The sequence below is a fragment of the Streptomyces sp. NBC_01116 genome, from assembly GCF_041435495.1.
Lineage (GTDB): Bacteria > Actinomycetota > Actinomycetes > Streptomycetales > Streptomycetaceae > Streptomyces.
Map to the genome: position 1 here is coordinate 6023674 of NZ_CP108644.1, position 21299 is coordinate 6044972.

Annotated in this window: 22 protein-coding genes; 15 read left to right on the top strand and 7 right to left on the bottom strand. The window is 70.7% G+C overall.

All coding sequences use genetic code 11. From position 1 onward, the window contains the following. Positions 1 to 98 precede the first annotated feature (98 nt). Together OG245_RS26685 and OG245_RS26690 are read left to right on the top strand one after the other, a co-directional pair. Entirely contained in the window at positions 99 to 761 is a 663-nt protein-coding gene (locus tag OG245_RS26685) for a response regulator transcription factor (RefSeq protein ID WP_371625956.1), read from the top strand. After that, a complete protein-coding gene (locus tag OG245_RS26690) occupies positions 758 to 2224 on the top strand; it encodes an ATP-binding protein (protein ID WP_371625957.1) in 1467 nt (488 codons plus the stop codon). Before OG245_RS26685 ends, OG245_RS26690 begins: the two co-directional genes overlap by 4 nt. Positions 2225 to 2236: 12 nt before the next feature. Here the strand turns inward: OG245_RS26690 and OG245_RS26695 are convergent, their stop codons facing one another. The 4 genes from OG245_RS26695 to OG245_RS26710 all read right to left on the bottom strand — a co-directional run bounded on the left by OG245_RS26695 (position 2237) and on the right by OG245_RS26710 (position 4906). Beyond that, positions 2237 to 2713: a MarR family winged helix-turn-helix transcriptional regulator gene (locus OG245_RS26695; protein WP_371625958.1), complete on the bottom strand. Its 477-nt coding sequence runs from the start codon at positions 2711 to 2713 to the stop codon at positions 2237 to 2239. Positions 2714 to 2862: 149 nt separating this feature from the next. Further along, entirely contained in the window at positions 2863 to 3627 is a 765-nt protein-coding gene (locus OG245_RS26700; RefSeq protein WP_371625959.1) for an AIM24 family protein, read from the bottom strand. Further along, positions 3624 to 4274 carry an AIM24 family protein gene (locus tag OG245_RS26705; RefSeq protein ID WP_371625960.1) on the bottom strand — a complete coding sequence of 217 codons (651 nt, stop codon included), beginning with the start codon at positions 4272 to 4274 and terminating at the stop codon, positions 3624 to 3626. The genes OG245_RS26700 and OG245_RS26705 overlap by 4 nt, the downstream gene beginning before the upstream one ends. Next, positions 4274 to 4906 carry an AIM24 family protein gene (locus OG245_RS26710; protein ID WP_371627997.1) on the bottom strand — a complete coding sequence of 211 codons (633 nt, stop codon included), beginning with the start codon at positions 4904 to 4906 and terminating at the stop codon, positions 4274 to 4276. Before OG245_RS26710 ends, OG245_RS26705 begins: the two co-directional genes overlap by 1 nt. Before the next feature lie 223 nt (positions 4907 to 5129). On the opposite strand from OG245_RS26710, the gene OG245_RS26715 reads away from it, so the two are divergent. The 4 genes from OG245_RS26715 (at position 5130) to OG245_RS26730 (ending at position 9710) form a co-directional block, all read left to right on the top strand. Continuing rightward, positions 5130 to 5480 carry a DUF3817 domain-containing protein gene (locus OG245_RS26715; protein ID WP_003966215.1) on the top strand — a complete coding sequence of 117 codons (351 nt, stop codon included), beginning with the start codon at positions 5130 to 5132 and terminating at the stop codon, positions 5478 to 5480. Next, the gene (locus OG245_RS26720) at positions 5477 to 5770 is read left to right on the top strand and encodes an MTH1187 family thiamine-binding protein (RefSeq protein ID WP_371625961.1); all 294 of its coding nucleotides are present in this window, start codon (positions 5477 to 5479) and stop codon (positions 5768 to 5770) included. Before OG245_RS26715 ends, OG245_RS26720 begins: the two co-directional genes overlap by 4 nt. 172 nt (positions 5771 to 5942) lie before the next feature. Next, positions 5943 to 7751, top strand: a complete 1809-nt coding sequence (locus tag OG245_RS26725) for a glycosyltransferase family 2 protein (RefSeq protein WP_371625962.1) — start codon at positions 5943 to 5945, stop codon at positions 7749 to 7751. A 3-nt stretch (positions 7752 to 7754) separates the two neighbouring features. Beyond that, positions 7755 to 9710 (top strand): galactose oxidase-like domain-containing protein, encoded by a 1956-nt coding sequence (locus tag OG245_RS26730; RefSeq protein WP_371625963.1) that lies wholly within the window; start codon positions 7755 to 7757, stop codon positions 9708 to 9710. Positions 9711 to 9735: 25 nt separating this feature from the next. Here OG245_RS26730 and OG245_RS26735 read toward each other — a convergent pair whose 3' ends face one another. Both OG245_RS26735 and OG245_RS26740 read right to left on the bottom strand, forming a co-directional pair. Then, a complete protein-coding gene (locus tag OG245_RS26735; RefSeq protein WP_371625964.1) occupies positions 9736 to 10785 on the bottom strand; it encodes a glycoside hydrolase family 6 protein in 1050 nt (349 codons plus the stop codon). A 136-nt stretch (positions 10786 to 10921) separates the two neighbouring features. Next, positions 10922 to 11905 carry a DUF5937 family protein gene (locus OG245_RS26740; protein WP_371625965.1) on the bottom strand — a complete coding sequence of 328 codons (984 nt, stop codon included), beginning with the start codon at positions 11903 to 11905 and terminating at the stop codon, positions 10922 to 10924. Between the two features lie 81 nt (positions 11906 to 11986). Between OG245_RS26740 and OG245_RS26745 the strand changes: the two genes are divergently transcribed. From OG245_RS26745 to OG245_RS26780, 8 genes are all read left to right on the top strand, one after another. Then, on the top strand, positions 11987 to 13408 hold the full coding sequence (locus tag OG245_RS26745; protein WP_371625966.1) for an MFS transporter: 1422 nt from the start codon (positions 11987 to 11989) through the stop codon (positions 13406 to 13408). A 10-nt stretch (positions 13409 to 13418) separates the two neighbouring features. Continuing rightward, positions 13419 to 13928: a MarR family winged helix-turn-helix transcriptional regulator gene (locus tag OG245_RS26750; protein WP_217226404.1), complete on the top strand. Its 510-nt coding sequence runs from the start codon at positions 13419 to 13421 to the stop codon at positions 13926 to 13928. A 67-nt stretch (positions 13929 to 13995) separates the two neighbouring features. Next, positions 13996 to 14322: a DUF3817 domain-containing protein gene (locus tag OG245_RS26755; protein ID WP_026290710.1), complete on the top strand. Its 327-nt coding sequence runs from the start codon at positions 13996 to 13998 to the stop codon at positions 14320 to 14322. 95 nt (positions 14323 to 14417) lie between these two features. Next, positions 14418 to 16118 (top strand): methylmalonyl-CoA mutase, encoded by a 1701-nt coding sequence (locus OG245_RS26760; protein WP_371625967.1) that lies wholly within the window; start codon positions 14418 to 14420, stop codon positions 16116 to 16118. 257 nt (positions 16119 to 16375) lie between these two features. Then, positions 16376 to 16780 (top strand): hypothetical protein, encoded by a 405-nt coding sequence (locus tag OG245_RS26765; RefSeq protein ID WP_371625968.1) that lies wholly within the window; start codon positions 16376 to 16378, stop codon positions 16778 to 16780. 423 nt (positions 16781 to 17203) lie between these two features. Beyond that, positions 17204 to 17359 (top strand): hypothetical protein, encoded by a 156-nt coding sequence (locus OG245_RS26770; protein ID WP_371625969.1) that lies wholly within the window; start codon positions 17204 to 17206, stop codon positions 17357 to 17359. 38 nt (positions 17360 to 17397) lie between these two features. Then, positions 17398 to 17925, top strand: a complete 528-nt coding sequence (locus OG245_RS26775) for a sigma-70 family RNA polymerase sigma factor (protein WP_371625970.1) — start codon at positions 17398 to 17400, stop codon at positions 17923 to 17925. Further along, the gene (locus OG245_RS26780) at positions 17922 to 18788 is read left to right on the top strand and encodes a hypothetical protein (RefSeq protein WP_371625971.1); all 867 of its coding nucleotides are present in this window, start codon (positions 17922 to 17924) and stop codon (positions 18786 to 18788) included. Before OG245_RS26775 ends, OG245_RS26780 begins: the two co-directional genes overlap by 4 nt. Positions 18789 to 18955: 167 nt before the next feature. Here OG245_RS26780 and OG245_RS26785 read toward each other — a convergent pair whose 3' ends face one another. After that, entirely contained in the window at positions 18956 to 19921 is a 966-nt protein-coding gene (locus OG245_RS26785; protein WP_371625972.1) for a helix-turn-helix domain-containing protein, read from the bottom strand. Positions 19922 to 20334: 413 nt separating this feature from the next. Here OG245_RS26785 and OG245_RS26790 point away from each other — a divergent pair, with 413 nt between their 5' ends. Beyond that, a complete protein-coding gene (locus OG245_RS26790; RefSeq protein ID WP_371625973.1) occupies positions 20335 to 20793 on the top strand; it encodes a peptidase inhibitor family I36 protein in 459 nt (152 codons plus the stop codon). Positions 20794 to 21299 lie beyond the last annotated feature (506 nt).

The window sequence follows — 21299 nt, forward strand, 5'->3', positions numbered from 1 at the left end:
TGCTGCTGTTCGACGTGACCCACACTGCCGGGAGGTAGCTGAACGCAGCCTGAAGCCACCTGAAGGCGCCTTCAGGTTGAGTTTGCGAGGCTGTGCGTATGCGCCTGTTGATCGTGGAGGACGAGAAGCGACTCGCGGTGTCCCTGGCCAGGGGACTGACCGCCGAGGGCTTCGCCGTGGATGTCGTGCACGACGGGCTCGAAGGGCTGCACCGGGCGAGCGAGGGCTCCTACGACCTGGTGATCCTCGACATCATGCTGCCCGGCATGAACGGCTACCGCGTCTGCTCGAACCTGCGCGCCGCCGGCCACGAGGTGCCGATCCTCATGCTGACCGCCAAGGACGGCGAGTACGACGAGGCCGAGGGCCTGGACACCGGCGCCGACGACTATCTGACCAAGCCGTTCAGCTACGTCGTCCTCGTCGCCCGGGTCCGCGCCCTGCTCCGCCGCCGGGGAGCCGGCCCCGCCGCGCCCGTCCTGACCGTCGGGGCCCTGCGCATCGAGACCGCCGCCCGCCGGGTGATCCGCGGCGGGGACGAGGTCGCGCTCACCGCCAAGGAGTTCGCGGTGCTGGAGCAGCTCGCCCTGCGCGCGGGCCAGGTGGTCAGCAAGGCGGAGATCCTGGAGCACGTCTGGGACTTCGCCTACGACGGCGACCCGAACATCGTCGAGGTCTACATCTCCACCCTGCGCCGCAAGCTCGGCGCGAGCGCCATCCGCACCGTGCGCGGCGCGGGCTACCGGCTGGAGGCGAAGTGAGGTCCGTACGGGCCAGGGCCGCCATCGGCGCCACCCTGGTCGTCGCCGTCGCCCTGGTGGGGGCCGGGCTCGCCGTGCTCCTGGTCCTGCGGGCCAACCTGACCGACCAGGCGGACCTCCAGGCCGAGGTGGCGGCCCGCGAGGTCGCCGGACAGCTGGCCACGGGCACGCCGTACGACGAACTGGAACTGGACGACGAGGAGGACCACCCGGTCCAGGTGACCGACGAGGAGGGCCGGGTCGTCATCGTCTCCAAGGACCTGCGGGCCGTCACCGGCACGGGCACGAGCGGCGTCACCCCGGTGCCCTCGGCCTCCGCGGGGGCCTCCCCGTCGCCCGGCGACGGCGACGACGACACCGGCAACGACAACGACAGCGCCGACGACGACGATGACGGCGGCCGCCCCGGCCGGAGCGAGGTCTCCTCCGACGACCCGGACTTCTCCGACGGCACGGCCACCGTCGACCGCACCACCGCCGACTACCGCTTCGCCGCCGTCGAGGCGACCACCCCCGACGGGGTCACCCTCACCGTGTACGCGGGCGCACCGCTCGCCGCCGAGCAGGAGGCGGTGAACACGGTGCGCGGGGCGATGCTCACCGGGCTGCCGCTGCTGCTGGTGGTCGTCGCCGGGGTGACCTGGCTGGTGACCCGCCGGGCCCTGCGGCCGGTCGAGGGCATCCGCCGCGAGATGGCGGCGATCACCGCCTCCGAGGACCTGGCCCGCCGGGTTCCGGAGCCCGATTCGCGGGACGAGATCGCGGCGCTGGCCCGGACGACGAACGAGACGCTCACCGTCCTGGAGGCGTCCGTGGAGCGGCAGCGGCGGTTCGTCGCGGACGCCTCGCACGAGCTGCGCTCCCCGATCGCCTCGCTCCGCACCCAGCTGGAGGTGGCCGAGGCCCACCCGGAGCTGTTGGACCTCCCGGGCGCGGTCGCCGACACCGTACGGCTCCAGGTGCTGGCGGCGGATCTGCTGCTGCTGGCCCGGCTGGACGCCGGGGAGAAGCCCGGGAGCGCGACGGTGGAGCTGGGCGCGCTGGTCCGGGAGGAGGTGTCGCAGCGGACCGGGGACCGGGTCGCGGTGGACGTCGAGGCGCCGGAGGGCGGCGCGTTCGAGGTGAGCGGGTCGCGCGGGCAGCTGTCCCGGGTGATCGGCAATCTGCTGGACAACGCCCAGCGGCACGCCGAGGGGAGCGTCGCGGTGTCGGTGGCGGCCGACGGGCGCGGCGTACGGGTGGAGGTCAGGGACGACGGGGCCGGCGTTCCCGAGGACGAGCGGGAGCGGATCTTCGAACGGTTCGTCCGGCTCGACGACGCCCGCAGCCGGGACGACGGCGGCGCCGGGCTGGGCCTGGCCATCGCCCGGGACGTGGCCTCGCGCCACGGCGGGACGCTGACCGTGCACGCGGCGGCCGAGGGCGGTGCGGCCTTCCGGCTGTGGCTGCCCCGCTCCGCCTGACGGCCCCGGGCCCTACAGCTTGCCCCGCTTGCCGCGCAGGTGTTCCGCGATCGGGGTGAGCGCCGCGTGCAGGTCGGCGAGCGCCTCGGGGGACAGCAGGTCCATGAAGTGCTGCCGCACCGAGTCGACGTGGTGCGGGGCGACCTTGCGCATGGTCTCCGCGCCGTGCTCGGTGAGGACCGCGAACAGTCCGCGCCGGTCCGATTCGCAGTGGGTGCGGCGGACCAGCCCGGCGGTCTCCATCCGGGTGATCTGGTGCGAGAGCCGGCTCTTGGACTGGAGGGTGGCGGCGGCGAGGTCGCTCATCCGCATGCGCTGGTCGTCCGATTCGGAGAGGTTGACCAGGATCTCGTAGTCGTTCATGGTCAGGCCGAACGGCTGGAGGTCCTTCTCCAGTTGGTGCATCAGCAGCCTGCTGACGTCCAGGTGGGTGCGCCAGGCGCACTGCTCCGTGTCGCTCAGCCAGCGGGTGGCCGTCTCGGTCTCCATATATGGATTCTACCTAAGAAGTTGAAAGCCGGACGAAAATGGAGGGTGTGACGACCGGCACCCCCGGCCCGCGGAGGTGCCGACCGGTCCGTCGGCAAGCACCGACGGCTGGGCGCAGACGTTCGACGTCACACTCCGCAGACTACCGCTCACAACCCGAAGCGACGCTGGAGGTCCCCCAGCTGGCCGGGCATGCGCGGAGCGGACCCGGGGTGACCCCCGCCGCCCGGAACGCCCGGCTCGTTCGGGACCAGGCCCGCCGCCTGCTCCGCCATCAGCGCCTCGCTCGACTGGAGCAGCACCGTGCCCGCCCCGACGAACTCGAACTGGTGCTCCTCGCCCGACGTCCCGCCGATCCCCGTGAGCGACCGGATGCCGCCCATCACACCCGTCAGATAGCCGTGGTCGTAGTGGTGGCACGGGGAGGGGCAGTCGGCCCAGCCCACCAGCGCCTGCGGGTCCACCCGCAGCGGCGGCTCCATGAACACCACCGGGCCGTTCGACGCGGCCACGAACTTCCCCGTGCCGATCAGCGTCACGAACCCCGGCACGATCGACTGCTTCAGCGCCATCGTCGGCTGGTACGCCAGCAGGTTCCCGGACCGGATGGTGAGGTTGCCGTCCTCCAGGTCGAAGGAGTTGACGTCGAACGCCCGGTCCGCCAGCAGCATCTTCCCGCTGCCCTCGGCCACCACCCAGTCGCTCGCGTGCAGCGGCGAGTGGAAGCTGGACCGCACCAGCCGCTCGAACCGGCCGTGCCCGATCCCGTCGAACTGGATCTGCCCGTAGTAGGCGATCATCTTGCCCTTCTGAAGGAACCACCGGCTCCCCTTGAGCTCCACGCAGAAGGTGTAGGAGTTGACGTTGTCGTCCGACGGCAGCGTCATCGGGTCGAGGACCACGGGCGTGCTCACAGCTTCTCCTCCGACGCCTGGACGTACACCGCACCACTGCCGCTCAGCTCCAGCTGGAACGCCTCGCCGGAGCCGCGCCCCACCATGTCCCGCCAGCCGACGGCCGTGGAGAGCCTGTTCCTCACATCACCGTGATGAGCGACGTAGGCCTGCGGATCGACGTGGACGTCCCGGCCCGGCGCGATCGGCAGCTCGATCACCCCGCCGTGCGCCATCACCGCGACCGCGCCGTGCCCCTGGAGGGTGGTGGTGAACAGGCCCTGGCCGGTCACCTGACCGCGCACCATGCCCATCACCCCGCCCTGCGAGCCCATGAACATCGTGCCCTGCCGGAGCGTCCCGTCGAACGCGAGCAGCCGGTCGGCCTCCACGTACAGGGTGTCGCCCGCCAGCTCGATCACCTGGATGTGGTGGCCGCCGTGGCCGAACATCACCGTGCCCGAGCCCTCGACCGTCATCAGGGGCGTCGACTCGCCCGCCACCCGGCGGCCGATCATCGACGCGACGCCGCCCTGTCCGCCCTGGAGGTTCGGGGTGAAGGACACCTCGCCCCGGTACGCCAGCATCGCGCCGCGCTGGCTGAACAGCTTCTGGCCCGGGGCCAGGGTGGCCTCGACCATCTTGGAGTTGATCTCCCGGAACGGCATCAGACCTCGCCCCCGACGGTGTTGCGCTCGCTCGGCTGCACATGGACCAGGCCGTCGCCCTCGAAGCGGATCTGGAACGCCTCGCCGGAGCCCTCGCCCATCAGCGTCCGGAAGTTCACCCCCGACTGGAAGCTCTGCTGGAGCCTGCCCTGGTGGGCGATGTACGCGCCGGGGTCGACCATCAGCGGATACTGCGGGGAGACCCGCAGCAGCACCGCCGTGCCGTCCGACGTGATCGCCGCCTGCCCGGTGCCCTCCACCGTGGTGGTGAACAGGCCGTTGCCGCTCGCCCCGCCGCGCAGCCCGGTGAACGTGGTGCCCGTACGCAGCCCGGCGTCGGTGGCCAGCAGGTTGCTCGCCTCCACGTACAGGGTGTCGCCGCGCAGCGAGACCAGGCTGATCTCGCTCGCCCGGTCGGCGAAGTAGCAGGTGCCCTGTCCGGACACCTCCATCACCGTCATCTGCTCGCCGGTCAGCCGGCGGGTCACCATGCCGCGGAGCCCCTCACCGCCGCCGGACATCTTCTTGAAGGACATCCGGCCGTCGTACGCGACCATCGAACCGTTCTTCGCCTTGACGGCATCGCCCGTCAGATCGACGGCGAGCGTCTTGCTGCCTTGGAGTCGGAACATCGCCACGCGACGACGGTAGCCGTCCGCGCCGCGCCCCGGCCAGAGGCTCCGGAACCGTTACGTCCCTGATGCGCGGGCGGACCGGCGCTGGTATGCGGCGATACGCGCACCGGCGGGCGCCCCGGCCCCCGCCGCCGGGGGCGCCCCGGCGCGATGCCACAATGGGGGCGGCTTGTGCGTCTGTTCACAAGCCCACGCGACCCTCCCACTCGAAGGTGCCCTCGTGGACATCAAGACCGCTTCCGCCCTGCACCGGCTGCGCCTCATCTCGCTTCCCGAGGCGCTCTCCTTCCCGGCGCTGCTCATCTTCGGCTCGCTTCTCATGCGGGTCTCGGACATCGACTTCCTGATGCCGCCGCTCGGCGCGCTGCACGGCCTCCTGTTCACGATCTACGTGGTGTTCCTGCTGGACGTCTGGGTCAAGGCCAAGTGGCCGCTCAAGCGCGTCGCGCTCTTCTTCGTCCTCGCGGTCATCCCCTTCGGCGGGCTCTACGGCGACAAGCTCCTCAAGAAGTACGAGGCCGACGGCGTCATCGCCGCCCGCGCCCGCCGCGAGGGCACGGTCAGCGCATGATCGTCGCGTTCTCCGTCTCCCCGCTCGGTGTCGGCGAGGACGTCGGGGAGTACGTCGCCGACGCCGTGCGGGTCGTGCGGGAATCCGGGCTCCCCAACCGCACCGACGCCATGTTCACCTCCATCGAGGGAGAGTGGGACGAGGTCATGGACGTGGTCAAGCGCGCCGTGGCCGCGGTCGAGGCCCGCGCCGGCCGCGTCTCGCTGGTGCTGAAGGCCGACATCCGGCCCGGCGTCACCGACGGTCTGACCTCCAAGGTCGAGACCGTGGAGCGCCACCTCGCCACCTGACGAGCCGTCCGTACGGCATCTCCCGCGTTCACCCGAAAAGCCCCCGGCACCACACGGTCGGGGGCTTTTCCGGCTCCGGATCGAAAACCGCTCACTCGGACCCGCCAAGTCGACACGCCGTTAGCTGTCCCCTTCTGTGGGGATATCAACCCGTTCGACAGTGGGAGGCACGGTGCGGTCGGAGGGCTACGACTACGACACCTACAGCCGGCTCGCGGGTCCGCTCACGGAACCGGAGCCGACGGGGTACCGGGTGCGGTACAGGAGCCTGCTCTCGACGGAGAAGCACCGAATAAGAGCCGTCCTGCTGATGACCCTCGCCCCGGTGCTCACGGGCGTCCTGCTGCTGTACCTGGTCTGGCCCACGCACTGGACCGAGCGGGAGAACGGGGAGCGCTGGCTGGTCGTCGCCGACACCGTGATGCTGGTGTCGATCGCGCTGATCGAGCTGTTCATGCTGGTCAACGTGGTCTCCATCGCGCACGCCACGCTCGTCGCGCGGGACCCCGTCCCAGTGACGCCCGAGCCCGGCACCCGGGTCGCCTTCCTGACCACGTACGTCCCCGGCAAGGAACCGCTCTCCATGGTCCGCGCCACCCTCAAGGGCGCCGTACAGCTCGAACACCCCGGTCCGCTGGACGTCTGGCTGCTCGACGAGGGCGACGACCCCGGGGCCCGGATGCTCTGCGCCGAGCTGGGCGTCCACCACTTCACCCGGCGCGGGGTCCCCGAGTGGAACCGTGACAAGGGCGTCCACAAGGCGAAGACGAAGCACGGCAACTACAACGCCTGGATCGCCCTGCACGGCGGCGACTACGACTTCTTCGCCTCCGTCGACACCGACCACGTGCCCATGCCCAACTTCCTGGAGCGGATGATGGGCTACTTCCGCGACCCGGACGTCGCCTTCGTCGTCGGACCGCAGGTCTACGGGAACTACGACTCGGCCGTCACCAAGGCCGCCGAGTCGCAGCAGTTCCTCTTCCACGCCCTGATCCAGCGCGCGGGCAACCGCTACGGCGCCCCGATGTTCGTCGGCACCAACAACGTCGTGCGCATCGCCGCGCTGCGGCAGGTCGGCGGCCTGTACGACTCGATCACCGAGGACATGGCCACCGGCTTCGAGATCCACCGCCGACGCAACCCGCACACCGGGCACTACTGGCGCTCCGTCTACACGCCCGACGTGCTGGCCGTCGGCGAGGGGCCCGCCTCCTGGACGGACTTCTTCACCCAGCAGCTGCGCTGGTCCCGGGGCACGTACGAGACGCTGTTCAAGCAGTACGGCAAGGCGCTGTTCCGGCTGCCGCCCGGCCGGCTCCTCAGCTACACGCTGATGCTCGTCTACTACCCGATGACCGCGGTCAACTGGCTGCTCGGCGTGGGCAGCTGCGTGCTGTTCCTCTGGTTCGGGGCGTCCGGCACCCAGGTCGCCGCCTCCATCTGGCTGATGCTCTACAGCGACGCCGCCGCCCTCCAGATCGGGCTCTACCTCTGGAACCGCCGGCACAACGTCTCCCCGCACGAGCCCGAGGGCTCCGGCGGTCTTGCCGGCATGGCCATGTCCGCGCTCTCCGCCCCGATCTACCTGAAGTCGCTGGGCTCGGCCGTGCTGCGCACCGACGGCCGGTTCGTCGTCACGCCCAAGGGCGGCCAGACCTCCCCGGACCGGCTGCTCACCTTCCGTATCCACCTCTGCTGGGCCGCGGTCCTGCTCTCCTCGCTCGCCGCGTCCGTGTATCTGGACCACACCCATGTGGCGATGCGGACCTGGGCGGCGCTGGGGCTGGCGATAGCCCTCTCCCCGGTCGCCGCCTGGGCCTGGACCGTCCGGCAGGACAGGCGCGCCGACGCCGCATACGCCGTCCCCGTCCCGGCGCCGCCGCCGCCCGAACCGGTCTTCGTCGCCGGCCCCGCCCCGTCGGCGACCACCGCGGCGAGCGCCGGCACCACCGCCACCACCACCGCAGGAGGGAACTGACCCATGGCCTACCGGCCCTCGAAGCAGATGAGGAAGACGCTCCTGGGAGGCGGCGCGGTGGTGCTGCTCGCCGGGCTGAACGCTCCCGCGGCCCTGTCCTTCGCCGAGGACAGGTACCACGCGTACAAGATCGACCAGCCGGAGTACAAGGCGGAGTACGGCTCCTGGGAGCGCGTGGACATCCCGAAGGAGTACCGGACCAACGCGATCCACGCGGCGCTCCTGCACACCGGCAAGGTGCTGATCGTCGCGGGCTCCGGCAACGACGAGAAGAACTTCGACGCGGGCACCTTCGACACCGTGCTCTGGGACCCGGCCGAGAACACCTTCCAGAAGATCCCCACTCCCGAGGACTTCTTCTGCGGCGGCCACGCCCAGCTCCCCGACGGCCGCCTCCTGATCGCGGGCGGCACCGCCCGCTACGAGGTGCTCGACGACAAGGTGAAGCGGGCCGGCGGCGGTATGCGGGTCAAGAACGAGAACCCGGACAAGCCGCTGAAGCTCAAGAAGGGCACGGTCTTCCGCTCCTCCTCCGGCACCGAGTACGTGGCCAAGTTCGACGTCACCGTCCCCAAGGCCAAGCGCGAGTTCGAGGTCGACTACTTCGAGAGCGGCCAGATGAAGCCGTGGAAGACCAAGGTGACCGCCTCCGAGCAGCGGGTCTTCGTCGAGGCGGTGGACGACGGGCCCGACGCGGTGGCGACGGACGCCGCCCAGTACGAGATCGTCGGGCTGAAGGGCAAGGCCGCCGACAACTCCTACGGCCTCGCCGAGAAGATCACCATGGACAAGCAGGACTTCCAGGGGATCCGCGCCGCCTACGAGTTCGACCCGACGGCGGAGAAGTACATCAAGGTCGACCCGATGAAGGAGGCCCGCTGGTATCCGACGCTCGTCGGTCTGGAGGACGGCCGGGTGCTCTCCGTCTCCGGCCTCGACGACGTCGGCGCGATCCTCCCGGGCGACAACGAGGTCTACGACCCGAAGACGAAGAAGTGGTCCAAGGGCCCCTTCCACTACTTCCCGACCTACCCGGCGCTCTTCCTGACCAAGGGAGGCAAGCTCTTCTACCCGGGCGCCAACGCCGGTTACGGCCCGGCGGACAAGGGGCGCGAGCCGGGGATCTGGGACATCGAGAAGAACACCTTCACCCAGGTGCCCGGGCTGACCGACACCGACCAGCTGGAGACGGCGGCCTCGCTGCTGCTGCCGCCCGTGCAGGACCAGAAGGTGATGGTGCTCGGCGGCGGCGGGGTCGGCGAGTCCAAGAAGTCCACCGCCCGCACGGCGGTCATCGATCTCAAGCAGGACAACCCGGCCTTCGAGCCCGGCCCCGACCTGCCGCAGGGCACGCGCTATCTGAACAGCGTGATCATGCCCGACGACACCGTCTTCACCAGCGGCGGATCCGAGGACTACCGGGGCCGCGGGGCCAGCAACATCCTGAAGGCGCAGACCTACGACCCCAGGACCAACACCTTCAAGGAGGCGGCCGAGCCGACGGTGGGGCGGAACTACCACTCCGAGGCGCTGCTGCTGCCCGACGGGCGGGTGGCGACCTTCGGCTCCGACTCGCTCTACGGCGACAAGGACAACACCAAGCTCGGCAAGTTCGAGCAGCGCATGGAGGTCTACACCCCGCCCGCCCTGCACCGCGGCAAGGACGATCGCCCGGTGATCGGGAACGGCCCCGAGAACGCCGAGCGCGGGACGACCCTCACGTACGAGAGCGCCGACGCGGACCGGATCGCCACCGCCCGGCTGATGCGCCCGAGCGCCGTCACCCACACCACCGACGTCGAGCAGCGCTCCATCGAACTGGGCCTGAAGAAGGGCGACGGCAAGGTGAGCGTGACCGTCCCGGAGGACCCCACGCTGGTGCCGCCCGGCTGGTACATGCTCTTCGTCACCGACACCGACGACGTCCCCTCCGAGGCGAAGTGGGTCAAGGTCGCCTGACCCCCCGGGGCGCGCCGCTACCGGCTCAGGAGGCGGCGCGCCTCGCCAGGCCGAGCGCGTACTCCGGCCACCAGTCGCCGGCCGGCGGGCCGCCCCGGCAGGTGCCGTCGGAGTCGCCCGGCCGCTTGATCCACAGATAGGCGTCGAGCCGGTCGTCGCCGGTGTCGGTGGTCGGCGGAGCGCCGAGCCCCCGGCCCGGCGGATTGCACCAGGCCTCCTCACGGCCCCCGGACAGGGGGCCGTTGCCGTTGCGGCTGGTGTCGATCACGAAGTGCGAGCCGCCCACGGCGTCGGAGAGCCGGCCGGCGTACGTCTTCACGCTCTCGTTCGACTGGAAGTTGGAGACGTTCAGCGAGAAGCCGTCGGCCCGGTCGATGCCGGCCTGCCGCAGCGGCTGTGCCATCTTGGCCGGCTCGTCGATCCAGTCCGGGTTGCCCGCGTCCAGGTAGACCTGGGTCTTCGGCAGGGCCCCCAGCGTGTCCACCGCCTCGGAGAGGAGCTGGTAGCGCTCGGCGTGGTGCTCGGCCGGGGTGCAGCCGTCGGTGATGTGGGGGAGGGCGTCCGGCTCCAGGATCACGGTCGTGGGGGCGTCCCCGATGGCCGCCGCGAACTCCCCGATCCAGGAGCGGTAGGCGTCCGCGTCCTTCGCGCCGCCCGCGGAGTAGAGCCCGCAGTCGCGGTGCGGGATGTTGTACGCCACCAGCAGGAGGGTCTTCTTCGTGCGGGCGGCGGACTTCGCGGCGGCCCGGATGCCCGGGGCCGGGTCGTCCCACGCGGGCCAGTCGGCCACCGGCCGGTCGGAGATCCGCCGCAGGATCTTCGCCTCCGCCTCGCGCCCCTCCTTCTCCCAGGTGCGCACCTGGCGGGCCGCGTCGCTGTTCGGGTCGACCCAGTACGGGGAGGCCGCGCTCGGGGCGGGCTCTCCCCGGACGAGCTCGTCCGCCGCATCGGCGGTCCCGGTGACACGCGGTTCCGGCGTCGAGCAGCCCGCGGTGAGCACGGTCGCCAGGGTGAGGGCGGCCAGGACCGGGAGGGTACGGGGGAGAGCGCGGGGGACGATTCTGCGGCCGGACATCCAGACCCCTAGGGCGGCGGTGACGCACGGATACGGAGCACAGGGAAACGTGAGCAATCGTGACATAACGGTTACGGGGAGTGGCGGTGCGACACTTTTCGTGACCCTTATGCCCGCGACGGCCGCCCGGCGCGCGTCAGACGGAGGCGGCCAGCGCGATGCCCAGCGGCGTGCGCTCGTACAGCACCTGGTGTCCGTAGCGCCGCGAGGTCAGCAGTCCCGCCCCGCGCAGCACGGACAGATGGTCCGACACGGACGAGGGGGCGAGGCCCAGCCGGTGCGCCAGCGCGCTCGTCCCGGCCGGTTCGTCCAGGGCGCACAGCACGTCGGCCCGGACCCGGCCGAGCAGCCGGGCGAGGGTCTCGGGGGTCCGGTCGCCGGACTCGCTCCACAGCCCGCCGATGCCGCGCGCCGGGTAGATCAGCCCGGGCCGCCACGGCTCCTCGTGGCCGCCCACCACCTCGGGCCAGACGAAGACGCTCGGCATCAGCACCAGCCCCTGCCCGCCGAGCACCCGCTCGTGGTCGCCCTGGGTCCCGGCCACCGTGAGCGTCGAGCCGTTCCAGCTCAGCCGGGGGCTCAGCTCACCCAGGAGCTGTTCGAGCCCGCTGTCCGCGAGCCGCCGCGAGTGGTAGGTGATGTCCGCCTCCAGCAGCGCCCGCAGCCGGGGCCAGTACGGCTCGATGAGTGCCTGCCAGGCCTGCTCCAGCAGGTCGGCCAGCTCGCGTACGGCCCGCGCCGGGTCGGCCAGCAGCCGGCGCCCGACCGGCGACGCGCTCCCTCCGTGCCGGTCCGCCAGGGCCAGTGCCATGTCGGCCCGCGCCACCTCCGGATCGACCGCCCGCACCGCCGCGATCTCCTCCTCGAAGGTGGCCAGCGGCCCGATCGGCGGCGGGCAGATGAAGTCCGGGTTGTGGCCGACGGCCGGCATCAGCAGCCACAGCGGCTCCAGGTCCAGCGCCCCGGACGCCTCCCGGATCCGGCGGAGCCACGGCAGGTGGTAGCCGTGGCGGCCGGTGCGGCGCAGGGTGCGCACCGCTTCCTGGGTCTCGAACAGCGGTGACAGCGCGAACCGGCAGCGCAGCAGATCGCTCTCACCGAAGTGCAGCTGGAACGGCATCTCTCTCCCTCGCACCCGCCCGGACATTCGGCTCCAGCCGAAAGTCTAGGACCGGCCGCGCCCCGGCCGCAGGCTCGTCCCATGCCGACCGACAGCCCCGCCCCGGCGGACACACCCCGTACCCCGCCCGCCCCGGCGGGGCCGGTCCCGGCTCCGCCCCCGGAGCGTGCCGCCCACCGTGACCCGGGCCCCGGGCCCACGCTCCGGGAGTCCGCCGCCCCCGGCCCCGACGTCCCGGCCCCCGCCGCCCCGCGCGGCTACCGGGCCGTCTTCGCCGTCACCGAGTTCCGGGCCGTCTTCGCCGCGCACCTGCTCTCGCTGCTCGGCGTCGTGGTCAGCGAACTGGCGCTCACCGTGCTCGTCTACGACCTCACCGGTTCCCCGCTGCTCAGCGCGCTGACGTTCGCGCTGGGGCTGCTCCCGTACCTGATCGGCGGGACGCTGTTCGCCGGGGTCGCCGACCGCTACCCGGCCCGCCGCGTCCTGGTCGTCTGCGACCTGCTCTGCGCGGCCTGCGTCGCCGTGATGCTGGTGCCCGCCACCCCGGTCGCCGGACTCCTCGCCCTGCGCTGCCTGGTCGCCGCCGTCGCGCCCGTCTTCACCGGCACCCGGATGGCGGCGCTCACCGACATCCTCGGCGAGGGCGACCTCTACGTGCTGGGCCGCTCCTTGCTGCGGATCGTCTCGCAGAGCGCGATGCTCATCGGCTTCGGCGCCGGAGGGGTGCTGCTCACCGTGCTGTCCCCGCGCGGCGCGATCACCGTCACCGTGGTGACCTTCCTGTGCTCGGCCGCCCTCCTCCGCTTCGGGACCCGCGACCGCCCGGCCCGCGCCGTCACGGGCGACGGCGGCGGGACCCTCCTCAAGGAGTCGCTCTCCGGGGCCCGCCTGGTGCTGGGCGACCGCCGCATCCGGGCGCTGATGCTGCTGTTCTGGCTGCCCGCGATGTTCGTGGTGGCCCCGGAGGCGCTCGCCGCCCCGTACGCCGACGCGATCGGCGCCCCGCCCGCCGCGCTCGGGCTGCTGCTCTGCGCGATGGCCGTCGGGCACATCGGGGCCGAGCTGTTCGTGGGCTCCGCGCTCAGCCCCCGTAACCGCTCCCGGATCGTCCTGCCGGTCGCCGCCGCCGGCCTGCTCCCGCTCCTCGTGTACGTGGTCCGCCCCGGGCTGCCGCTGGCCCTGGCCGCCCTCGCCCTCGCCGGTGCGGGCGCGGCCTATGTGATCGGGCTCGACCAGTGGTTCGTCGACGCCGTGCCCCAGGAACTGCGCGGCCGGGCCATGACGCTGCTCACCGCCGGGCTGATGACCGTCCAGGGCCTCGGGATGGCGCTGGCGGGGCTCGCGGCCGAGTTCTTCCCCGTGCACCAGGTGGTCGCCGGATCCGGAATCATCGGTACCGTCCTTACGCTCCTGCTCGTCGCCGAGGTCCGCAGGACAGCCCCCGGACGGATGTCCGATACCGAAGGACGAGACGGGGCTGACCGGCATGTGACCAGTCGGTAAGGTCGATGCCGTGCCGAAGCCGCTCAGTCTTCCCTTCGATCCCATCGCCCGCGCCGACGAGCTCTGGCAGCAGCGCTGGGGACCCGTGCCCTCGATGGGGGCGATCACCTCGATCATGCGGGCCCAGCAGATCCTGCTCGCCGAGGTCGACGCCGTCGTCAAGCCGTACGGGCTGACCTTCGCCCGGTACGAGGCGCTGGTGCTGCTCGCCTTCTCCAAGGCCGGAGAGCTGCCGATGTCCAAGATCGGGGAGCGGCTGATGGTGCACCCCACCTCGGTCACCAACACCGTGGACCGGCTGGTCAGGTCCGGTCTCGTCGACAAGCGGCCGAATCCCAACGACGGCCGGGGGACGCTGGCGTCCATCACCGACAAGGGCCGCGACGTCGTCGAGGCGGCCACCCGGGACCTGGTCGCGATCGACTTCGGGCTCGGGGTGTACGACTCCGAGGAGTGCGCCGAGATCTTCGCCATGCTGCGTCCGCTGCGGGTGGCGGCCCAGGACTTCGAGGAGAAGTGAACGCGGGCCTCCGGTGGGACCGGGGTCGCGCGAAGATCGCCCCGGTCGTCCCGTTACGCTCGTAGCCATGAAACAGAACGTGCTCACCCGCTACCGGGTGATGGCCTACGTCACCGCCATCTGGCTGCTCGTCTTCACCGTGGCGATCATCGCGAAGTACGGCTTCGAGACCGGCGACACCATGCTGATCTCGCAGATCCACGGCGTGCTGTTCATCGTCTACGTCGTCTTCGCGTTCGATCTCGGCTCCAAGGCGAAGTGGCCCTTCGGCAAGCTCCTGTGGGTGCTGGCCGCGGGCTGCATCCCCTTCGCCTCGTTCTTCGTCGAGCCGAAGGTCAGCCGCGAGGCCCGCGCCCTGGTCACCGACCCCGCACCGGTCACCGCCAAGGCCTGAGCCGAGGGCGCCCGGACCGCCCCGAACCGCCCGCGCGCAAAGCGCCGGGCGGTTTGCCATCGACATTTACTAGGACGTCCTAGTAAATTCGGAGTATGGACGCTGACGCGATCGAGGAAGGCCGCCTCCGCTGGCAGGCCCGTTACGACAAGGCCCGCAAGCGTGACGCGGACTTCACCACGCTCTCCGGGGACCCGGTCGAGCCCGCGTACGGGCCGCGCCCCGGTGACACGTACGAGGGATTCGAGCGGATCGGCTGGCCGGGGGAGTACCCCTTCACCCGCGGGCTGCACCCCACCGGCTACCGGGGCCGCACCTGGACGATCCGCCAGTTCGCCGGCTTCGGCAACGCCCAGCAGACCAACGAGCGCTACAAGATGATCCTCGCGGCGGGCGGCGGCGGCCTCAGCGTCGCCTTCGACATGCCGACGCTGATGGGCCGGGACTCCGACGACCCGCGCTCGCTCGGCGAGGTCGGCCACTGCGGGGTCGCCATCGACTCCGCCGCCGACATGGAGGTCCTCTTCGGGGACATCCCCCTCGGCGACGTCACCACCTCGATGACGATCAGCGGCCCGGCCGTGCCCGTCTTCTGCATGTACCTGGTCGCCGCCGAGCGCCAGGGCGTCGATCCGGGCGTCCTCAACGGCACGCTCCAGACCGACATCTTCAAGGAGTACATCGCGCAGAAGGAGTGGCTCTTCCAGCCCGAGCCCCACCTGCGCCTCATCGGCGACCTGATGGAGCACTGCGCCCGCGACATCCCCGCCTACAAGCCGCTCTCCGTCTCCGGCTACCACATCCGCGAGGCCGGGGCGACGGCCGCGCAGGAGCTGGCGTACACCCTCGCGGACGGCTTCGGCTACGTGGAGCTGGGCCTCTCGCGCGGCCTGGACGTCGACACCTTCGCGCCCGGACTCTCCTTCTTCTTCGACGCGCACCTGGACTTCTTCGAGGAGATCGCCAAGTTCCGCGCCGCCCGCCGCATCTGGGCCCGCTGGATGAAGGAGACGTACGGCGCCAAGACCGACAAGGCGCAGTGGCTCCGCTTCCACACCCAGACCGCCGGCGTCTCGCTCACCGCGCAGCAGCCGTACAACAACGTGGTGCGCACCGCCGTCGAGGCGCTCTCCGCCGTGCTCGGCGGCACCAACTCGCTCCACACCAACGCCCTCGACGAGACCCTCGCGCTCCCCTCCGAGCAGGCCGCCGAGATCGCCCTGCGCACCCAGCAGGTGCTGATGGAGGAGACCGGCGTCGCCAATGTGGCCGACCCGCTGGGCGGTTCCTGGTACGTCGAGCAGCTCACCGACCGGATCGAGGCCGAGGCCGAGAAGATCTTCGACCAGATCAAGGAGCGCGGCACCCGGGCCCACCCCGACGGGCAGCACCCCATCGGGCCGATGACCTCCGGCATCCTGCGCGGCATCGAGGACGGCTGGTTCACCGGCGAGATCGCCGAGTCCGCGTTCCAGTACCAGCGGGCCCTGGAGAAGGGCGACAAGCGGGTCGTCGGCGTCAACGTCCACCACGGCTCGGTCACCGGCGACCTGGAGATCCTCCGGGTCAGCCACGAGGTCGAGCGCGACCAGGTCAGCCAGCTCGCCGACCGCAAGTCCCACCGCGACGACGCCAAGGTGACCGCCGCCCTCGACGCGATGCTCGCCTCCGCCCGCGACGGCTCGAACATGATCGCGCCGATGCTGGACGCGGTACGGGCCGAGGCCACGCTCGGCGAGATCTGCGGGGTGCTCCGCGAGGAGTGGGGCACCTACACGGAGCCGCCGGGCTTCTGAGGGCCCCGGGGAGGGCCCGGCGCTCGGTACCGGCTCTCCCCTCCGCTCCCTGCCTTCACCGGCGCTTCCCAGACGTCAGCGTGAACAGTGCCCCGCCGCCGGGCGCCGCCCCTGCCGTCGGTTCCGCACCGTGGGCACCGGCCGCGCCCGCCCGGACCTCCACCAGGCAACTTGTGTGCGGCCAGTGAGAACTCCAAACGGAATGACTTGTTGGCGTCAGGTGCTCGTCGCGGGGTGCTGTCGGACAGCATGGGGCGATGGACGTTGATCAGCCGCTGCCTCGCGAGGTGAAAGTCATCGGCTCGGCCGCGCTGTTCGAACTGGAGGAGCGGGCGTGTGACCTCAGCTTGAACTCGCGACTGGACCCGGCGTGGGTGCGGGCGAGCGTGGCGCCCGACGGCACCCATTACCTGTGGCCGGCCCGGTGGAACAGCCTGTCCCACCGGCCGGATGTTCCGCGACAGCTGCGGTGCGAGCTGTTGATCACTCTGCGTACGGGAGACCGTGTGGTGAGCTGGCTGGACGTGGTTCCCGACGACTTCACCCCGCTGCCGAGGGTGACCTCACGCGAAGAAGGCATGCAGGTCAGCCGGCTTCTTGACCGTGCCCCTTCGGTCAGGGATCGGCTGCTGCGGGAGGGGGAGAGCTCGGATCGGCTGTGACAGGCGCCGCCGGCAGACGAGTGCGCATCCCAGGGCGAGGGAGGCTTCCATGGTTTCGGCGGAGCACCATGGTTGAGGGTGTGTCACGAAGCCGGACGTGCGGTCCCGGGTGCTCTGCACTCCGTGAGGTAAGTCACCCTGAATCTTTGCTGTCTTTGCGCAAATTCATGACCTTTCACGGTGCAGGGGAAGGCTTGCTGGTGGCAGGGCTGGCGGACCGATGGCGTGGGGTGGTTGTTGTTGCTGGATAAGCAGTCGGGAACACCCGTACGTCACTAGAGATTCGCTCTGGGTGACATTCTGCAGGTTGCCACTGCACACCAGCGCGTTTCGGGTCGTCGTTGTGGTGAAGGTGCACTCCGGCGCATTCCCGGGCGCAGTCCAGCCGCTGCCCGGATCTTCACAGGAGAGGGGCCAACGTCTGTGACGACCCGACTCGCAGGTGACCTGATCGTCCTCACCCCGGTGGCACGCGTCTTCGGCGCGGACGCCATCGCCCTGCTCCGACGCCTCGCCGCCGCAGGCGTACGGGCCGACGTCAGCGAGAGGACACCGTATGAACGTGAGGGCGGCCGGTGAGCAGGAACCGCAGCCGCGCCACCCCCGGCGTTTCCCCCGTGAGCACCGACCGCCCGGATCTGTCCTTCACCGCGTTCCACCAGATGAACCGGGCCAGCTACGTCCGCTACGCCGAGACCTACCTCCGCCACCGCCAGGACGCCGAAGAGGCCATCGACAGCGCCTTCGAGCACCTGCTTCGCACCTGGGACCAGGTCCTGCTCACGGAGAACCCCGCCGCCTACGCCTGGACCATCACGCGGAACAAGGTCATCGACCACGCCCGTGCCCGCACCCGCCGGCCCCCGCTGATCGAGGACGCGGCCTTCGACACCGTCGCCCTGCGCGATGCCGTCGACCCCATCGGCCAGATCACCGAATCCCTCACCCTCTTCCGCGCCCTGCGCCGGCTCACCGACCGCCAGCAGGACGTCATGGTGATGACCTTCCTCCACGGCATGAACGCGACCGAGGTGGCCGCCGTACTGGGCATGAGCAGCCCCACTGTCCGCTCCACGGTCCGTCACTCCCTGCGCCGCCTGCGGGAGATCCTGGGGCCCGACCGCACCATGGAAGGACGGCGATGACCCCGCACATCGACGCATTCCTCTCACGAGCCCGCCTCGCATCCGCCCCCTACACCCAGGACGACATCGACGCGGCCGAAGCCCGCGTCCTCGCCCGCCTCAGCACACCCGCCCCGGCCGTCGTCCCGGCGGCCGCGGGCTCCACCACCGTCGAGGAGCCGACCGCGCTGGAGGCGGCCCAGGACCTCCAGACCCTCTGCGAAACCGTCGTCACCCGCACCACCGCTCTGCGGACCCTGCGCACCTTTCTCACTCCTCAGCTTCCGGAGCCCCCCGGCGCCCGCGTCCTGGGCTGTATCCTCCAGCTCGCCGAGTCCGAGGAGAACGCACGCTTCTGGTGGCAGTACGCCGCCGGGGCCGGCGACCCCGCCGCCTCCTACTGCCTCTACCTCCATCACCGCGCCCTCGGTGAACACGCCCCCGCCCGGTGGTGGCACGAACAGACCGAACTTCTCCAGAACACCCCTTCGACCGACGTGCCCGTCACACCCGGCGGGGGGCCGGGTACCGAACCCGACGCTGTCCCGGACGCCGTCACCGCCGCACTCAACGCCGTCTCCACCACGGACGCGAGCTTCCTGCCGACCGCCCTGCGCATCCTCGGTGCCCTGCGAACCGGGCCCGCCCCCGTCCCGGCCGTCGTCGGTGCCGTCCTCGACTACGCACCCGCCGCCGTCGGCTACATCGACGGCCTCGACCTCCCTCTCACCGACCCCGACTTCACCGACCACATCCGCACCCTCATCGCCACCGAACACACCCCCAACCGCACGCACACCCGCCTGCAGCCCCGACCCAAGACGTCCCAGCCCCAGATCGCGACCGCCCGCCGCCACTGCACCTGGGCATGGGGATGGGGATGAACGAACCGTACGTGGCGGCTGGAAAGGGCCCTGATCCGCTCGCAGGACCCGGGCGCCGCGCTTCGGTATGGACTGCTCGCCCGGATGTACATCGTCCTGGACCACGCCGCACAGTGGGACGGTGCCGCGTGGGCACCGGCCGCATGACCCGTGTTCAGGATGGGCGGTCAGGGCTCCCCGGCACGGTTCTGGTCGCGCCAGGTCCGAGGGGAGACGCCGTAGGCCCGCTTGAACACCCTGCTGAAGTGCGTCGCGTCCACGAAGCCCCATCGACGGCCTGTGGCCGCGATGGTTCGGTGCTGTACCTGGGGGCCGGTCAGTTCCCGTCTGCACTCCGCCAGACGGTGCGTCCGTATCCAGTCCCCCAGGCTGACACCTGATCGGCCCAGCACGGTGTAGAGGTGACGCACCGAGATGCCGTGCGCAGCGGCGATCTGCGCGGCCGACAGGTCGTGGTCGCCCAAGTGCGCCCGGATGTACCTCGTGATCCGCAGGCTGAGCGTTGCCTGCAGAGAGGCCCGGCCGAGGTCGGAGTTCCCGAGTTGGGAGGCCACGACGGAACGGAGCAGCTCGATGCTCGGCTCCGTGACCGCCTCGGCGTACCTGCCCCGGCGCAGCTTGTCGCTGACGGCCAGTTGGGAGAAGTAGCTGGAGGCGAGGTGCGCGAGTGGGTTGTCGGTGCCGAGGGTGACTGCCGTGATGTCACGCAGCGACCGCTCGGGAAGCGCGAGTGCTGATCGGGGGAAGCGGAGGAAGTGCTGGTCGACGCCTTCATCGAAGACGAGTGTGTAGGGGGTGCTCGTGTCGTAGAGGGCGAAGTCTCCCGGTCTCAGCAGAGCCTGGCGGTCGTTCTGGACCACCAGGCTGGTACCCGACATCTGCAGACCCAGGAAGACGGCCGGCTCCTCGGTCTGCCGCGCAAGTCGCTGTGTTCGTTCGATGGTCAGTGCGGTCGCCCGTGCGGAGCAGACCCCGATAGGCCCGACGGTTTCCCACCCGATGCGCACCGAGAGATGTCCGGGCGGCAGGTGGTGAGCGATGTCGATTTTCACGACGGAGTCCCACACCGCTTGCCGGACCGCCTCCTCCCGGTCCCGCGACGGTACGAACGCTGTGTCCAGGACCGGGCTCATGAGGCGAACCTCCGACGGTCGAATCGGTGTTGAGCGGATCGGCGCGGTCCAGGGGCTCTGATCTCGTCGCTACCCCCAGCTGTACTCCAACCAGGGGCCCGAGTGAACATCACCATGGCAGGACTCGGTCACACCGTGCAACGGCGCAGTCAGGGGCGTTCCGTACCTGAAGACGGGAACACGGGGCTCCGCTGTGGTGCCCGTCGCTTCGGGGGCAGGCCGGTAGTACCCAGAATTTTGAGGGTCCGAGAGTGCCAGGGCCAGAGCTTCGGAAGCTGCCGCGCACGGCTGGTCAAGAACCGTGCACGGACGGAACATATGGCGTGCCTCTATCACCCTAGGTTCATCCCAGAGCGGATCCGGCGTGATGATCTGCGCTCCAGAGAGATCCGCCCCAAAGGGAGGCACACATCGTGAGCAACAAGATCGCACTGGTCGCAGCGGGCGCCGCCCTGCTGCTGGCATCCGCAGTGGGCAGTGCATCCGCACAGGATCGGACCCAGGCAGCGGGAAGTCCGGTCGCACCCGCGACCGTCACCGGCTCCAACGTGATCGAACCGGTCCAGTACAAGGGCACCGACGTGGGAATCACGGCCTGGGACAACTGTCTGCACGGGCAGGCATGCTTGTTCCAGAACAGCAACGGCGGGGGGACCATGTGGGTCGTGCCCAGCTGCGGTGTCGTGTACAACCTCAACGCCAGCATGAACAACCGGACGAGCTCTCTGTGGAACAGGGCGGGCAGCACCTTGAACATCTACAACGGGAACGGGGGGGCCACCATGCTGGGAAGTTACGGAGCGTACGGCCCGCCGATCAACCTCCCGTCGAACTTCAACGACAAGATCAGTTCCGTGTACGCACCCTGCTAGGAGTTGTCTCCACCCGTCACGCCCACATCAGGAGCGATGCCAGGGTGAGGGCCGCTTGGGAGGACTCGGCGGAGGCTGAAAGCCCGCGGCCCGGTCGGGTGGCCCCATCGCGGGGCATGGGTCGGTGCGAAGCAGGATCAGGGACGGAGTTGCTGGGCCGGTACTCCTTCCAGCTCCCCGACCTGCCCGGTGGACTGCGGCCCCCGCGCGACCAGCACGCCGCCGACGACGAGTGAGTCCCGCTCGTACGGCCGCCGGGGAGGTGGGGCGGGGATCACTTCCCCGGCGGCGCGCGAGCCCTTCGCCGCGGCGGACCGCACGCGGGCCGGACATGGACCGGCTGCTCATCGCGCCCGGGAATCGGCCTGGCCCGGCTTCGGGCCGGGCCCCTTCTCGTAGAGGCCGCAGCCCTCCGTTGTCAGCCGCGTGCGCATGGCGGTCGAGCTGGACGTGCCCAGGGCGGGCTTCGAGCGGCTCATGGAGGAGGCCGGTTCTCCGGGATCCGA

Bases quoted from the DNA above. Each gene is read 5' to 3' on its own strand.
- OG245_RS26685 (WP_371625956.1), top strand. From the start codon at position 99: ATGCGCCTGTTGATCGTGGAGGACGAGAAGCGACTCGCGGTGTCCCTG.
- OG245_RS26695 (WP_371625958.1), bottom strand. From the start codon at position 2,713: ATGGAGACCGAGACGGCCACCCGCTGGCTGAGCGACACGGAGCAGTGC.
- OG245_RS26705 (WP_371625960.1), bottom strand. From the start codon at position 4,274: ATGCCGTTCCGGGAGATCAACTCCAAGATGGTCGAGGCCACCCTGGCC.
- OG245_RS26710 (WP_371627997.1), bottom strand. From the start codon at position 4,906: ATGTTCCGACTCCAAGGCAGCAAGACGCTCGCCGTCGATCTGACGGGC.
- OG245_RS26720 (WP_371625961.1), top strand. From the start codon at position 5,477: ATGATCGTCGCGTTCTCCGTCTCCCCGCTCGGTGTCGGCGAGGACGTC.
- OG245_RS26730 (WP_371625963.1), top strand. From the start codon at position 7,755: ATGGCCTACCGGCCCTCGAAGCAGATGAGGAAGACGCTCCTGGGAGGC.
- OG245_RS26735 (WP_371625964.1), bottom strand. From the start codon at position 10,785: ATGTCCGGCCGCAGAATCGTCCCCCGCGCTCTCCCCCGTACCCTCCCG.
- OG245_RS26740 (WP_371625965.1), bottom strand. From the start codon at position 11,905: ATGCCGTTCCAGCTGCACTTCGGTGAGAGCGATCTGCTGCGCTGCCGG.
- OG245_RS26745 (WP_371625966.1), top strand. From the start codon at position 11,987: ATGCCGACCGACAGCCCCGCCCCGGCGGACACACCCCGTACCCCGCCC.
- OG245_RS26755 (WP_026290710.1), top strand. From the start codon at position 13,996: ATGAAACAGAACGTGCTCACCCGCTACCGGGTGATGGCCTACGTCACC.
- OG245_RS26760 (WP_371625967.1), top strand. From the start codon at position 14,418: ATGGACGCTGACGCGATCGAGGAAGGCCGCCTCCGCTGGCAGGCCCGT.
- OG245_RS26765 (WP_371625968.1), top strand. From the start codon at position 16,376: ATGGACGTTGATCAGCCGCTGCCTCGCGAGGTGAAAGTCATCGGCTCG.
- OG245_RS26780 (WP_371625971.1), top strand. From the start codon at position 17,922: ATGACCCCGCACATCGACGCATTCCTCTCACGAGCCCGCCTCGCATCC.
- OG245_RS26785 (WP_371625972.1), bottom strand. From the start codon at position 19,921: ATGAGCCCGGTCCTGGACACAGCGTTCGTACCGTCGCGGGACCGGGAG.